Genomic DNA, 14,796 nt, shown 5'->3' with positions numbered 1-14,796 from the left:
AAGCCTCAAAGAAAAATTAAACTTTGTGCTGAATAATATTGGTACAAAATACGACATTAAATTTTAACCATTACTTATTAGTGTTATTCCTATTGAGTTTTATAGGAATAGCACAAGCAGAAAACCCCGGTATTATGTCGGGAAAAGTGGTAAACAAAACAACAAACACTGCAGTTCCCTACGCTTCAATCGTTATAAAAGATGCTGGCAAAATAATTAATGGCGTTGTAGCTGACGATAATGGAGCCTTTTTTATTAAAAACTTAGAATTAAAAAAATACACTTTAGAGGTAGAATTCATTGGATACAAAAAATACACTACCACTTTTGAATTGAGTACAACAAAAAAGACTTCCAAAATAGAAGTACTTTTGGAAGAAGATATTACTGAACTACAATCAGTTGATATTGTCAAAGAGCACTCGTTAATCGAACAAAAAACGGACCGAAAAATCATCAATGTCGGCAAAGATTTACTAAGTGCCGGAGCTACTGCTGCCGAAATCATGAATAATATTCCTTCCGTAAGTGTAGATCCGCAAACCAATGCCGTGAGTCTTAGAGGAAATTCGAATGTGCGAATATTTGTAGATGGGAAACCGAGTACTGTCGATGCAGCTCAATTATTGCAACAAATTCCATCGACATCCATCAAACAAATTGAGTTAATCACCAATCCCTCGGCCAAATACAATCCCGAAGGAATGAGCGGAATTATCAATATCGTATTGAATAAAAATGCTAAAATAGGCTTTAACGGAAGTGTGAATAGCGGCGTAACCTTTGGTGAAACCCCAAAAACAAATTCATCTTTTGACATGAATTACCGTAACGGAAAAGTGAATATGTATGCTAATTATGGCTTAACTACGGGAAAACATCACAATTATGGAAATGTCGAAACGCTTGAGCCTAATGAAGAAAGTTCCCAAAATTTTGATTTCACAAATGACAACACAGCACACTTAGCCAAAGTGGGGCTTGACTTTTATCTCAATGACACTAATACCATTTCTATTTACACTACCCAAAATATCAACAAAGAAAATGGCCGCTCAGAAGTAATTGTAGATTTTCCAGATACATCAAACCCAGGAGAAATCGACCTATCAAAACGTATCACTCAATTATTTGACAGTAAAAATGACAATTATACTCAAACCTATAATTTAGATTACAAGAAAAAATTCAAAAAAGAAGGACACACCCTTGAATTTGAAGGTAATTATAGCAACAATGACAATACTGAGAATAGTGTATTCAGCAAACCTGAAACGAATGACATTACAACTAAAGGAGAGAATGTTTTACTCAATTTAGATTACACTAATCCTTTGACAGAAACCATCAAACTGGAAGCCGGATTAGAAACCCGAATTGAAAATACCAAAAATAATTTTCTGAAGGATGGTGACTATAATTCTAATTTCAATTACGAAAGAAACATTTACTCTGCCTATACTACTATCTCCAAACAATGGAAAAAATGGAATGCCCAAGTTGGAGCCCGTTTTGAAAAATACACAGCAGATGCTTTATTTAAAAAAGTAAATGAAGCCGATGGAACTTTTAATGATGACTTATTCACGGTTTATCCTTCTGGATTTTTAAATTATGCCCCAAATGACAATGATTCCTTCAATTTTAGTGTTTCAAAACGTGTGGACAGGCCGAGTATCGATCAAGTAAATCCAATTCGTGAATGGAGCACACCTCTGATAGACTCGGAAGGAAACCCAGAATTGTATCCGCAATTTACCAATTCGGTTGAATTAAATTATACTCGAAAAACCAAAATAGGTTCTATCACTTCGGGAGTGTTTTACCGTCAAATCAACGACGAAATTTCAAGAACTCTTTCTGAAAACCCAACTGATTCCGAAAAATTAATTTTATCTTATGCCAACCTAGGCGACAATAATGCCTATGGGGTAGAACTTTCCGGAAATCTAGATTTCACAAAATGGTACAGTGCCAATATTAGTTTTGATTTATACAACAAAAAAACCAAAGGTTATGTAGAAATGGAGTATATAGAAGTAGATGTAACCACTTTCAATTCTCGCATAAGCAATACCTTCAAAGCCAATAAAAATTTACGTTTTCAATTGACTGGAATGTACCGTGGTGAGGATTTAGGATTGCAATTCTTAAGAAAACCGATGTGGAAAATAGATTTGGGATCTAGCCTCACAGTACTGAAAGGAAGCGGAACCATAACGGCTCGAGTAAGCGATGTTTTCGACACCATGAATTTTTCATTCGATTCTACAAACCCAAAAATACAAACTGGAGAATTCCATTGGGAAAGCCAAACCGCCTATGTAGGTTTCAATTATCGTTTTGGAACTGGAAAAAATAAAGCGATTCAAAGAAAAGCAAGAGACAAAAACGAAACCCAAGGAAGTGGTGGATTTTAAAGATTAGTTTTAATAATTTGTTACAAAGAAAGAAACCCCAGAGTATGCCAACTCTGGGGTTTCTTGTGTTTTAAAAATGTGTTTTTATACTTATTATAGAGTAGCTTTTAAAGCTTTTACCTCATCTCCATTTGCCGTTTCGCTGGAATCAGTGATAGCAGATGAATGATAAAAAAGAGCATCTGTTTTTTGTTTTAAAAATACAATATTGGAGGAACGCAAACCACCACCAGGCATTATTATAATTCGACTGTTGGCTTTTTCAACTAATGCTGCCAAAACATCAATTCCTTCGACTACATTCTTTTCTTGTCCAGATGTCAATACGGTTTTGAAGCCACAATTAATCACTTTTTCCAGAGAAACAAAAACAGCTGCTACTTCATCAAAAGCGCGGTGAAATGTACATGGACATGGATTAGCAAGCGCCACCAACTCCTTATTTTGTTTTTCGTTAACGCTTCCATCTTTATTTAAAATTCCGAAAACAAAACCATCCACCTTCAACTTCTTAAATGCTGAAATTGATTCTTTCATTAATTCAAACTCATCATCTGAATACACAAAATCCCCTCCTCGAGGTCGAATCATTACGTTTAATTCAATCTCCAATGCTGCTCTAACACTTTTTGTGATTTCGAAATTTGGTGTTGTTCCACCTTCATTCATATTGTCACATAACTCCACTCTATCGGCACCGTTTTGTTGGGCAATAATAGCCGATTGAGGATTAAAACACGCTATTTCAAGTTTTCCTTTTTCCATTATTTTAAAAAATAGTCGGCATCAATTAATCGGTTTCCAGTGGCGTCATTAACGGCATAATTGAAACCTCCTTGAATACAATAAGAGCCGTATTCGCCTTGTTTATTCAAGGCAATAAAACCAACTTGTATGTCTTTTAGGTTTTTATTTCTATTTTTCGTCAGTTTTACAATTCGCGCAACAGCTTCTTCACATGCTTTTTGTGGCGACTTTCCTTGGCGCATCAATTCTACAACCAAATGGCAACCTGAAATTCGGATCACTTCTTCTCCATGTCCAGTTGCAGTTGCAGCACCTATTTCGTTATCGACGTACAAACCAGCTCCAATAATTGGAGAATCCCCTACTCGCCCGTGCATTTTAAATGCCATTCCGCTTGTGGTACAGGCCCCAGAAAGATTTCCATTGGCATCCAAAGCTATCATTCCTATGGTATCATGATTTTCAATATTGGCAATCGGTTTGTATTGACTTGTTTTTAGCCATTCTTTCCATTCCTTTTCTGATTCTTCGACCAATAGATTTTCTTTTACAAAGCCTTGGGATAACGCAAATTGCAATGCTCCATCTCCAACCAACATTACGTGAGGTGTTTTTTCCATAACTGATCTTGCTACAGCAATGGGATGCTTAATATATTCTAAACAAGCCACGGAGCCAATATTGGAAAACTCATCCATAATACAAGCATCAAGAGTTACACGACCATCTCTATCGGGTCTCCCTCCATAGCCCACACTCCGTTCTTTCGGATCTCCTTCCGGGATTTTAACTCCAGCTTCTACTGCATCCAAAGCGCGGCCGTTCCTTTTTAATATGTCCCACGCTGCTTCATTAGCTTGTATTCCAAATCGCCATGTAGAAAGAACAATTGGTTTTATTTTTTTATTTGATAACACCAATTTTGCCTCCTCGGATTCTCCTTTGAAAGAATTCAATGCCACTGCTACAGATGCTATCGCTGCTGTCTTTATAAAATTTCTTCGATTTGTCATATCCTGCTTTTTTTATCAATTCTAAATCATTTTTTATATTCATCCCAATTATAATTCAAAACTACAATGTGTAAAGCAGACTTGAAGCTCCTAATAAAGCAGCAATTTCATTATCTGTAGAAATTAACACACTAACTTCGCAGCCAGACTCCTTAATCTTTTTTTCGAAAGAAGGCAAGAAGTAAGCACTTGCATTAGCTATCTTCCCCCCAATAATGAAATGATTAACTGAAAAGTTTTTCAACCAAGGAATCACAATTTGGGCTAAATCTTCTCCCATCTTTTCAAAAGCAATTATAGCCAATTCATTTCCAATCGTAGCAAGATTAAATAGCTCCAATCCATTTGCAACTTTAGTTCCACTCAAGTGAAAATAACTGGATAAAAGCCCACGTGCTGACACATAATCTTCAGCTATCCCCTTTTTATAGGGAAGGTCATATATTTCCCCTTCTTTTGGTACCAAACTTCCCGAATTAATTGAAATTCCCTTATCTATAAAACAGGCACCTAATCCTGTCCCAATCGTAATTGCCATCACTATTTTTGAAAGATTATTTTTGTCTTTATAAACTTCCCCTTTACCAAAACAAACCGCATCATTTTCGAAATAAATAGGAAAATCATCTGAAAAACTAAATCTTTCCTTAATTAAATCCCGGATACTTAAACCATAAAAATGTTCATATTTTGACTGTCCTTTTATCCAGCAAATACCTTTTTCATAATCAAATGGACCGGGTATACATACTGCTGCCCCCATTACTGTTTCTACTCCTGAATTTTTTAAAGAAATACGAATCACTTTTTCCCAAATATCCATAACCTGGTCTACTGGTAAATTAGAATCAAAAGACTCTTTGTACAATGAAGATTCAAGGACTTTCATGTCAATAATATCTATAATTGCAGCTGTAATATGAGTCCCTCCAATGTCCAATCCAATGGCATATACTTTATTCATTTTCTTTTATTTATCTTACTATTTGTAATTTTATTGTCTATGGCAATTGTAAAAACCTATTTTGTTAAATTTTCACATCATTCCTCCCTTTTTTATTCCACTATAAGTTCATCTACAAATAGCCACCCTGATTTTCCTTCGCCACTATGACCTAGAGGACAGAGACTGTTTTTTGCAGTCACACGAATATACTTTACTGTTTGAGGGTTAAAAGTCGCTACAAAATCATACTTTATGTTTTTTAGATTGGCATCGATTGAGTTGTTTACCGTTTTAATTTCTGTATAATCCGTCCCATTTGTTGACCCTTCAAATTTTACGGATTGCGGTAAAAAAATCCAGTCGTTATAATTTTGCAAACATCCCAAAGCTATGCTTTTTATACTTTTTCCTTTTCCAATATCAATTGTTGCCACCATATCTTTTGCAAAAAAACCATGCCAATATTTACCGTTTGCATTAGTCCCCTTAACCCCATCCGTTAAAGAATTAGGTCCATCTGCAAGATAATATTCACTTACCGGATTAGTGTATACTACTGGACTTCCAATTGCTTTGTGCATAACAAAGTTTTGTTTTGCGGCCTGAACACTTCTAATCTGATCATTTACTTCGGTAGCTGCTTTTAATTCTAAAGACGAATTAATTTTTATTGGCTGTTCGTATTTCATACTTTGCAAAGTCGGTTCAGATCCGTCAGTTGTATAATGTATTTCTCCATTCAACGCTTCTGTAAAAAGAGCTACCTCCAATTGTTCGTTTTGAAAAGAAGGTTTAATACTAACAGTAAAATTTCCAGGAGAATAATTTAACCCTTTTTGATCATATCCTCTAAAATGATACTGCAATCGTTCATTAAAATCATTCCAATTTTTATTGTCTTTTGGCGACCACAACACTTCGGCTAATGCAGCCATACGTGGAAGCACCATATATTCTAGATGTTCGGTAGTGGATATATATTCTGTCCATACATTCCCTTGTCCACCCATTACAAATTTCTCTTCCTCTTTATTTAATTCTTTAGGAATTGGTTCATAATCATACACTTTTTTTACGGTATTAAAACCTCCAATGGCTAGCGGTTCTCCTTCTGGTCCTGCTTGATAATGGTCAAAATAACAAGGTGAATTTGGAGTCATGATTACATAGTGTTTCATTTTGGCAGCCTCAATTCCGCCAGCTTCTCCACGCCAGCTCATCACTGTAGCTTCGGGTGCTAAACCCCCTTCTAATATTTCGTCCCAACCAATCATTTTCCGCTTCTTTGAAACTAAAAATTTTTCAATTCTTCGTATAAAATAACTCTGCAATTCATTTTCATCTTTCAAATTTTCGGCTTTCATTCTGGCCTGACATTTGGCACATTGTTTCCAACTCGTTTTATCAACCTCATCCCCACCAATATGGATATAGGTCGAAGGAAAAATAGCCATTACCTCTGTCAATACATCCTGAATAAAGAGAAAAGAATTATCGTTTCCTGCGCAGTAATTCCCATCCGTCTTGCTGGCAAAAAAATCACCTGATTGTCCAAAATGGTTTTTAGAGCTACAAGAAAGTTCCGGATACGCCGCCATTGCAGCTTCCGAATGTCCTGGCATTTCTATCTCAGGCACAACGGTAATATTTCTGGCTTTGGCATAAGCCACAATTTCCTTTACCTGTTCCTGCGTATAATAACCTCCGTAAGTTGACTTGCTCCTGTCTGCATTAAACGCGACCTCAGCCCAGTTCCATGGGGTACTTAAGTCATCCACTCGCCAAGCCGCTTGTTGCGTAAGTTTTGGATATTTTTTTATTTCCAAACGCCAACCTGCACCATCAACCAAATGCCAGTGAAAAACGTTCATTTTATAGGATGCCATTAAATCGAGGTATTCTTTTATCACTTCGGGACCAAAAAAGTGACGACTGACATCGAGCATCATTCCACGCCATTTAAAACGAGGAAAATCATTCACTTCCATAACAGGCACTACTAATTCTGCATTGGTTCGTACCACAGGAAGTATTTGTAATACAGATTGCATCCCATAAAAAACACCTTTATAACTGCTCGCTTTTATTACTATTGAATTAGACGAAACCTTTAATTTGTACCCTTCTTCTGTGACTCCTTTCTCAATTACAAATTCGATTTTCTTGGCTGTCTTTTTATTCATTTTTAAAGATAATCCTGAAATATTTTTAATACATGTAGACAAAAAATCAGCATTGGCTTTTAACTCTTTTTGGGATTTATCATAATGGATAGTTGTATTATCATCAATTATAAAATTGCCCATACCCATTTTCAATTCTGCAGGTTTTGGAATAATTGGAAGTATTTGTTGACCTTTCATTAGCCCTGAAACGAATAAAAGAAGTAGTAAAACTATTTTTTTGAATGGCATAACGGTTTTTAAATTTTTAAGAGTGATTCTAATTTTGAAAGACACATTAATTTATATTTGAACTATTTTGCTGTTTTTATTTGGTATATCGCATCGACCATCCCATTACGAGGGCTGTCTAAAACAAGTTCCCAAAACATAATACCACCCAGTTTGTTTTTTATAGCATATTCAGTTTTAGCTTTTACGGAAGGAATGTCATCCCCAGTAGCAAATAATTTCTCTTTTTCATTATACCAATAGGCTGCCATTGCCTTTTGGTCCCAAAAATAATTCCACCCATTTGCTGTGGTAAATGATGTGGTATATTCTTTGAAATTTACACCAGATGTTGCTATACCTGATTGGTACAAACCATTCTTGCTATTAGACACGTCTTTCCAAACTCTTGTATAAAAGGCAGCTCCAACAACTATTTTTTTGGCAGGTATTCCCAATTTCAACAAATAGGTTACCGCTTTATCCGTAGATTCTTCATCCTTTTTAGTACTAAACAATGGGGTATGATGTCCTGTAACTTTTGAATAACCATTTACCAAATCATAACTCATAATGTTTACACGATCGACCAATGGCATTATTTTTTTCCACTCAACGGATTCGTCCAAATATTTTTGAAAGCCTCCAGAAGCAAAACTTAGTTCATTCTTGTTTCCTAAAGTTTGTCGAAGTATTTTGATAAGTTCCGTAAAGTTCTTTTTGTCGGCTTCTTGATAATGATGCCCTGGAAATCCTTCTATAGTTGGATATTCCCAATCCAGATCTAATCCGTCACAATTAAAATAGGCATTAACTTCTTTTACAGATTTTGCGAAATCCTCTCTTCCTTTTGGGGTAGAAAAGACATCAGAACAGGTTTCACAACCTCCCCATCCGCCTAAAGACAGCATCACTTTTAGTTGTGGGTTTGTTGATTTTAAGGACACTAAATATTTAATGGCAAGAGAATCTTTTTGCGTATCAACATTTAATTTTCCGTTTTTTAAATGGCAAAAACTATAAATGATATGGGTTAATTTATTTACCTCATATTCATTTATTAATTTATTATCACCTGTGTAATAAGCTATGATATCGAGTTTTTTTGCATTTTGCGAATTTGCATAACAAGTCGTTAAAAGCAACAAAATAATAAGTTTTATATTTGTGGTCATTGGATTCGATTTAAATTAAAGAAAGAAAATTAAATATTTTTGTCTTTTAAAATTTGAGGATACTTAATACTTGTATGAACAATCATTTCTCCAAACAAAGTATTCGCCCAAGCAAACCATTTACGGGTATATTGCTTGGCATCATCTTTATGAAATGATTCATGCATAAAACCGGTATCGGCATGGGTTTTCTTTAATATCCCTATGCAGTATTTAATCTCATTTTCATCAACACTTGTAATCGCTCTAAGTATGATACTCATTGGCCAAATCGTGTCGGCTCCTGTATGGGGACCTCCCACTCCTTCGGCTGCTTTTCCTTTATAAAAAAATGGATTATGATCTGAAAGAACCACTTTTCTTGTATTCAAATAAAGTGGATTATCCGGTTTTACAGCTCCCAAATAAGGCAACGATAATAACGAAGGAACATTCGCATCATCCATAAAATGAAAACTTCCGTATCCGTTTACCTCAAATGCAATTATTTCTCCAAATTTTGGATGCGTAATGATTCCATTTTCTTTCAGTCCTTTTTGAATTTGTTCTCTTAATTCCATTGCTTTTGAAACAATAGCATCATCTTTTAATGAAATTGTAGAACACATTTCTATCATATAGCCCAGTATTTCAATCGCAAACATATTGCTCGGAATTAAATACCCAAACAGCGTGCTATCATCGCTAGGACGAAAGGTAGAGACAATCAATCCACAAGGTTTTACGGGATAACCATATCCAGACAACGGTACACCATCGGTAGCCCAAGCCGTTTCACGTTGAAAACTATAAGGCCCTTTATCCGTCCATCTTTGTTGTTCCTTGAATGTTTGCAAAATCAGATTCATTGCCTCTTTCCAATTGTTGTCAAACATGCTTGTATCTCCAGTTTCTTTCCAGTAACCGTGAGCCAATCGAACAGGATAACACAAGCTATCAATTTCCCATTTTCGTTCATGGATGCCCGGTTTCATTTTGGTTATATCATTTTTCCATTCGCTAATTTTATTAAAATCTTTATAAAAAGCATTCGCATAAGGATCCAGTAAAATACATTTCGTCTGACGGTTGATTACCCCTTTTACAAGCTCTCCCAATTTCTTATCTTCTTTTACGAAAGGAATATAAGGCCAAATCTGTGCTGTACTGTCACGAAGCCACATGGCGTCTATATCACCCGTAATGACATACGTGTCTGGCTTGCCATCGATAATTTCAAAATCGACTGTAGTATCAAGTGTATTGGGAAAACAGTTTTCGAACAACCAAGCCAATTCCGGATTCGCAATTTGTTTTTTAATGCGTACAATAGCCGCTTCAATAGCATCACTAGTAAATTTCCTTTGTGCTAATGGCGGACGTTGACTCACGAAGTCTTTTAAATCTAAATTAAAAACAGCATCCGAATTTAGTGCAAAAGCATCTGTTTGCAACGCCAGAAGTCCAGCCGAAAAAATTCCTGTGTTTTTTATAAATTTTCTACGTGTTTGCATATTCGTATTATTTTGATATTGAATAAGGAAAGTCATCCGTTGAAATTCCTCTTTGTTTATTAGGCGAATTACTCATCTCGAAATACAAGTTGGCGCCTTTTAATAATTCGAAATGATTGATATAATTCTTGCCGTAAGCTGAATTATTCCATTTTAATTCCTGAACATATTTATTTCCGTCTGAATTATCTGGAGCATTGATATTAACTTGTTTACCATTTTCCAATTGCAACGTCACTTTTTTGAATAATGGCGCTCCCAAAACGTATTCATCCGTTCCCGGACAAACAGGGTAGAATCCCATGGCAGAAAAAACATACCAAGCCGATGTTTGTCCATTGTCTTCATCACCACAGTATCCATCTGGCGTAGGTTTGTACAATCGATTCATCACTTCTCTCGACCAATATTGGGTTTTCCAGGGTTCTCCTGCATAATTGTATAAATAAATCATATGCTGTATGGGTTGATTACCATGAGCATACTGTCCCATATTCATGATTTGCATTTCTCTTATTTCATGAATAACCGCTCCATAATAGCTATCATCAAAAACAGGGGGCAAAGTAAAAACTTCATCCAGTTTAGAGACGAATTGTGTTTGTCCTCCCATCAAATTAATCAATCCATTTATGTCATGAAACACACTCCAGCTGTAGTGCAAACTATTTCCTTCGGTAAAATCGCCACCCCATTTAAACGGATTGAAATTTTCAGGAAAACTGCCGTCTTTGCTCCTACCACTCATTAACTTAAACTCAGGATTGAAAACCTTTTTATAATTCATCATACGTCTCTCGTACAATTCAATTTCATTTTTAGGTCTTTTCAGCACTTTGGCCAATTGCCAAATTGTAAAATCATCATAAGCATATTCTAATGTTCTTGCGGCACTTTCGTTTATCCCAATATTATTAGGCACATATCCTAATTTATTGTAAAATTCAACTCCTTTTCTTCCTGTAGCATTTGGACCTTCGCTGTTTGCTCCTTTTAAAAGTGCTTCATACAAAGTTTGAATACCCTCAATTTTCACACCTTTTAGATAGGCATCGGCAACCACAGAAGCCGAATTATTTCCAACCATGCAATCCCTAAATCCTGGACTTGACCATTCTGGAAGAAAGCCTCCCTCTTTATAAACATTTACCAATCCTTCTTGCATTTCTTTATTTATGGAAGGGTAAATTAAATTCAGCATCGGATACAATGCCCTAAAAGTATCCCAGAAACCAGTCCCGCCAAACATATAACCTGGCAAAACTTTACCTGTATATGGACTGTAATGAATTATTTTTCCTTTAGAATCAATTTCATATAGTTTTTGTGGAAAACAAGCGGTGCGATACAAACAAGAATAAAAAGTTTTCAATTGTTCGTCTGTTCCTCCTTCGATAGTTACTTTTCCTAAAATTGTATTCCATTCTTTTTTAGATTCCGAAACTGTTTGCTCAAAAGTAGCGGTACCTAATTCGTTTTCTAAATTCAATTCTGCTTGTTCAAAACTAATAAATGAAGAAGCAACTTTTACATTCACTTTCTCTCCCTTGCTGGTTTTAAACCCAATAACAGCACCAGAATGATCTGCTTGCATTTCGAGTTTTCCTTTCTCCAACCCTTTTTCATTCCAAGTATAATTGAACTCAAAAGGTTTATCGAAAATCAAGACAAAATAGTTCTTGAAATTTTCAGGAACACCCCCATTATTACGTGTGGTGTAACCGATAATTTTGTTTTGGGAAGGAATGATTTTGATATACGATCCTTTATCGAACGCATCAACCACAATAGAAGATTGATCGTTTTTAGGAAAAGTAATCTGAAAATGTGCAGCCCTTTCTGTAGAAGTCAATTCGGTTTTAATATCAAAATCGGCAAGATAAACACTGTAATAATAGGGCTTAACCGTCTCTGATTTATGGCTAAACCAACTGGCCCTGTCCTCTTCTGTAAAAGCCAACTTACCCGTTACTGGCATAATTGAAAACTGTCCGTAATCATTAATCCATGGTGAAGGCTGATGGGTTTGTTTGAAACCGCGTATTTTTTCGGCTGTATACGAATACATCCAACCATCTCCCATTTTACCCGTTTGTGCAGACCAGAAATTCATTCCCCAAGGTCGCGCAATTGCAGGATAGGTATTTCCGTTTGAAAGACTGTGTACTGATTGTGTCCCCATCAAAGGGTTGACGTAATCTACCGGATCTAATATTTTAACCTGTGCCTTTACTGTAGTAAAAGCAAAAAGCAACCCGCAAATAATTATTATTTTTCTCATACCTTATAAAATGTTGGCAATATATTTATTCTGAAATCTGAATTCTGAAATCTGAAATTTACTGTGGTCTATCTTCTTTTTTTACTCCCCAAGTTGTTGAAGGTTTGCTCCACATATATAATTTCAACTCTCCTCCTTTAACAATCATATCATGGGTGATGTATGATTTGGTATACGCTTTTCCATTGTATTCTGCTTTTTGAATGTATTTGTTCGCTTTGCTATTATCCACAGCCAGTATTTTGAAAGAAACATCCTTTTTGTAGTGAATTGTAGCTTCATCAATTGCTGGGCTTCCCATAACATAAATGCCGTTGGCAGGATTTACAGCATAGAATCCCATTGAAGAAAGTACGTACCACGCCGACATTTGCCCCACATCTTCGTTACCACAGATTCCATCAGGCTTGGTGGTATAGAATTTATCGAAAACTTCACGGACAACTTCAGCTGTTTTCCAAGGTTGTCCCACATAAGCATAAAGATAAGGGATATGATGGCTTGGTTCATTTCCTTGAGCATATTGACCTATCAAACCACTGATATCGGGAGAAGCTTCTTCGCCTTCAACTTTTTCGTTAATTTTAAATAATTGGTCGAATTTTTCGATAAATTTTGTATCGCCTCCGAATAATTCAATCAAACCATAAGGGTCTTGAGGAACAAGCCAAGTATATTGCCAAGCATTTCCCTCTACATAATCGTCTTTACGATGGGCCGAAGAAAGTGGATTGAATGGTTCACGCCATTGACCATTTTTTAGCTTCCCACGCATAAATCCGGTGTTTTTATCAAAATATTGTTTGTACAATTCTGCTCTTTTAGTGAAATAAGCATAATCGTCCATTTTCTTCAAGTCCTTTGCCATTTGGGCTATGCACCAGTCGTCAATCGCATATTCCATTGCATTGGCAACTGATTCTAGTTGGCTGTCGGCAGGTATATACTGTAGTTTCTGTACATAATCCATTCCGGCTCTGGTTTGCATCGCCGTTTTCTTTATTGCTTCAAAGGCTAATGCTACATCATAGTTCCTATACCCTTTAAAATAGGCATCAACAATGACTGCTATAGAATGATTGGCATTCATACAATCAGTTTCATTTCCCATCAAATGCCAAACTGGCAACCTGCCTTGTTGTTGGTAAATCGCTAAAAAAGTTTTGACAATATCGTTGATTTTATCTTCTTGGGTTATCGTATAAAGTGGATGCAAAGCACGGTACGTATCCCACAGAGAGAAAGTGGTGTAGTTTACAAATCCTGCATTTTTATACACTTTCTTGTCAGTTCCTCTGTAATCGCCATTGGCATCATTAAAAATGGAAGGCGCAAACATGGTGTGATACAACGAAGTGTAGAAAATTGTTTTGGTATCAGCATCTCCTTTAATGTCTATTTTTCCTAAAGCTTTATTCCACTTGGCATCGGCTTGCTGCACCGACTGAGCAAAATCCCAATGAGGAATTTCAGCTTTTATGTTCGTCAAAGCATTTTCGTAACTCACGGGAGAAAGCCCCACTTTTACCATAATGACATTCTTTGCCTTATTTTTAAAATCTAGTACCGCTTTCATTTTCAACCCTTTTCCTTCCATTCCGTTTACAACCGCAATACTATCATAAAGCGAAACATTCGAAATATCTTCTGAAAATTCCATGGCAAAAAACAAACGCTGATCTGCAGCCCACCCTTTCGAATGTCTATATCCTACAATGGTTCTTTTTCCTGTTTTCTTGATGAAGGTTTCTTTTGGACTATCCCATCCTACTCCATCTGCTAAGTCCAGCAAAATATGCGCTTCCTCTTTCGAATTGAAAGTATATTTATGAAACCCTACTCTTTCACTTGTTGTCAACTCGGCTTTCACATTGTATTTATCCAAAAGAACGCTATAATAACCCGGTTTTACGACTTCATTAGCATGAGAAAAGGCAGAACCATAACCACTTGCGTCTTCTTTGGTTGCTTTTTTAAGGGACATTTTTCCGGTAAGAGGCAAAAGCAGAATATCATTCAAATCTCCAATTCCTGTTCCGCTCAAATGGGTGTGGGTAAATCCTAAAATGGTGTTACTCGAATAATTATAAGCACTACACCAATCCCAACCTTCAAAAATTGTAGAAGGTCCCAATTGAACAGCACTAAAAGGAACATTGGCTCCAACAAAAACATGACCGTGGCCTCCAGAGCCTATGTACGGATTAACGTGTTTTGTGTAGTTTTCACTCGTTTTCTTTATTACTTTCTGCGAATAAGAAGAATCCGTCAATACCATACTTAGTAAAGCTGTAAAGACAATTATGTGTTTTTTTAAGTTCATTTCTT

Annotated in this window: 9 protein-coding genes; 1 reads left to right on the top strand and 8 read right to left on the bottom strand. The window is 36.1% G+C overall.

Annotation, left to right across the window (positions count from 1 at the left end; genetic code table 11):
- Window positions 1–80: 80 nt before the first annotated feature.
- Complete coding sequence (locus DB891_RS16205; protein WP_317046013.1) at window positions 81–2,420, top strand: TonB-dependent receptor domain-containing protein; 2,340 nt, start codon at window positions 81–83, stop codon at window positions 2,418–2,420.
- Between the two features lie 93 nt (window positions 2,421–2,513).
- Here the strand turns inward: DB891_RS16205 and DB891_RS16200 are convergent, their stop codons facing one another.
- The 8 genes from DB891_RS16200 to DB891_RS16165 all read right to left on the bottom strand — a co-directional run bounded on the left by DB891_RS16200 (window position 2,514) and on the right by DB891_RS16165 (window position 14,791).
- Window positions 2,514–3,185: a copper homeostasis protein CutC gene (locus tag DB891_RS16200; RefSeq protein ID WP_116764624.1), complete on the bottom strand. Its 672-nt coding sequence runs from the start codon at window positions 3,183–3,185 to the stop codon at window positions 2,514–2,516.
- Window positions 3,185–4,180, bottom strand: a complete 996-nt coding sequence (locus DB891_RS16195; protein ID WP_116764623.1) for an isoaspartyl peptidase/L-asparaginase family protein — start codon at window positions 4,178–4,180, stop codon at window positions 3,185–3,187. Before DB891_RS16195 ends, DB891_RS16200 begins: the two co-directional genes overlap by 1 nt.
- 61 nt (window positions 4,181–4,241) lie before the next feature.
- A complete protein-coding gene (locus DB891_RS16190) occupies window positions 4,242–5,144 on the bottom strand; it encodes an ROK family protein (RefSeq protein WP_116764622.1) in 903 nt (300 codons plus the stop codon).
- Between the two features lie 92 nt (window positions 5,145–5,236).
- Entirely contained in the window at window positions 5,237–7,540 is a 2,304-nt protein-coding gene (locus DB891_RS16185; RefSeq protein WP_116764621.1) for a beta-N-acetylhexosaminidase, read from the bottom strand.
- A gap of 62 nt (window positions 7,541–7,602) precedes the next feature.
- Window positions 7,603–8,694, bottom strand: a complete 1,092-nt coding sequence (locus tag DB891_RS16180) for a glycoside hydrolase family 18 protein (protein ID WP_116764620.1) — start codon at window positions 8,692–8,694, stop codon at window positions 7,603–7,605.
- A gap of 29 nt (window positions 8,695–8,723) precedes the next feature.
- Complete coding sequence (locus DB891_RS16175; RefSeq protein ID WP_116764628.1) at window positions 8,724–10,187, bottom strand: glycoside hydrolase family 125 protein; 1,464 nt, start codon at window positions 10,185–10,187, stop codon at window positions 8,724–8,726.
- 7 nt (window positions 10,188–10,194) lie between these two features.
- On the bottom strand, window positions 10,195–12,468 hold the full coding sequence (locus tag DB891_RS16170) for a GH92 family glycosyl hydrolase (protein WP_116764619.1): 2,274 nt from the start codon (window positions 12,466–12,468) through the stop codon (window positions 10,195–10,197).
- A 58-nt stretch (window positions 12,469–12,526) separates the two neighbouring features.
- A complete protein-coding gene (locus DB891_RS16165) occupies window positions 12,527–14,791 on the bottom strand; it encodes a GH92 family glycosyl hydrolase (protein ID WP_116764618.1) in 2,265 nt (754 codons plus the stop codon).
- Window positions 14,792–14,796: the final 5 nt, after the last annotated feature.

The organism is Flavobacterium laiguense (genome assembly GCF_003097655.1).
GTDB lineage: Bacteria > Bacteroidota > Bacteroidia > Flavobacteriales > Flavobacteriaceae > Flavobacterium > Flavobacterium laiguense.
The sequence above is the reverse complement of the archived record's forward strand: the minus strand, read 5'-3'. Positions and strand labels throughout refer to the sequence as shown.

What these genes read in the sequence shown, in the direction of transcription:
- DB891_RS16200 (WP_116764624.1), bottom strand. Translation starts at nt 3,185, where the DNA reads ATGGAAAAAGGAAAACTTGAAATAGCGTGTTTTAATCCTCAATCGGCT.
- DB891_RS16195 (WP_116764623.1), bottom strand. Translation starts at nt 4,180, where the DNA reads ATGACAAATCGAAGAAATTTTATAAAGACAGCAGCGATAGCATCTGTA.
- DB891_RS16190 (WP_116764622.1), bottom strand. Translation starts at nt 5,144, where the DNA reads ATGAATAAAGTATATGCCATTGGATTGGACATTGGAGGGACTCATATT.
- DB891_RS16185 (WP_116764621.1), bottom strand. Translation starts at nt 7,540, where the DNA reads ATGCCATTCAAAAAAATAGTTTTACTACTTCTTTTATTCGTTTCAGGG.
- DB891_RS16180 (WP_116764620.1), bottom strand. Translation starts at nt 8,694, where the DNA reads ATGACCACAAATATAAAACTTATTATTTTGTTGCTTTTAACGACTTGT.
- DB891_RS16175 (WP_116764628.1), bottom strand. Translation starts at nt 10,187, where the DNA reads ATGCAAACACGTAGAAAATTTATAAAAAACACAGGAATTTTTTCGGCT.
- DB891_RS16170 (WP_116764619.1), bottom strand. Translation starts at nt 12,468, where the DNA reads ATGAGAAAAATAATAATTATTTGCGGGTTGCTTTTTGCTTTTACTACA.
- DB891_RS16165 (WP_116764618.1), bottom strand. Translation starts at nt 14,791, where the DNA reads ATGAACTTAAAAAAACACATAATTGTCTTTACAGCTTTACTAAGTATG.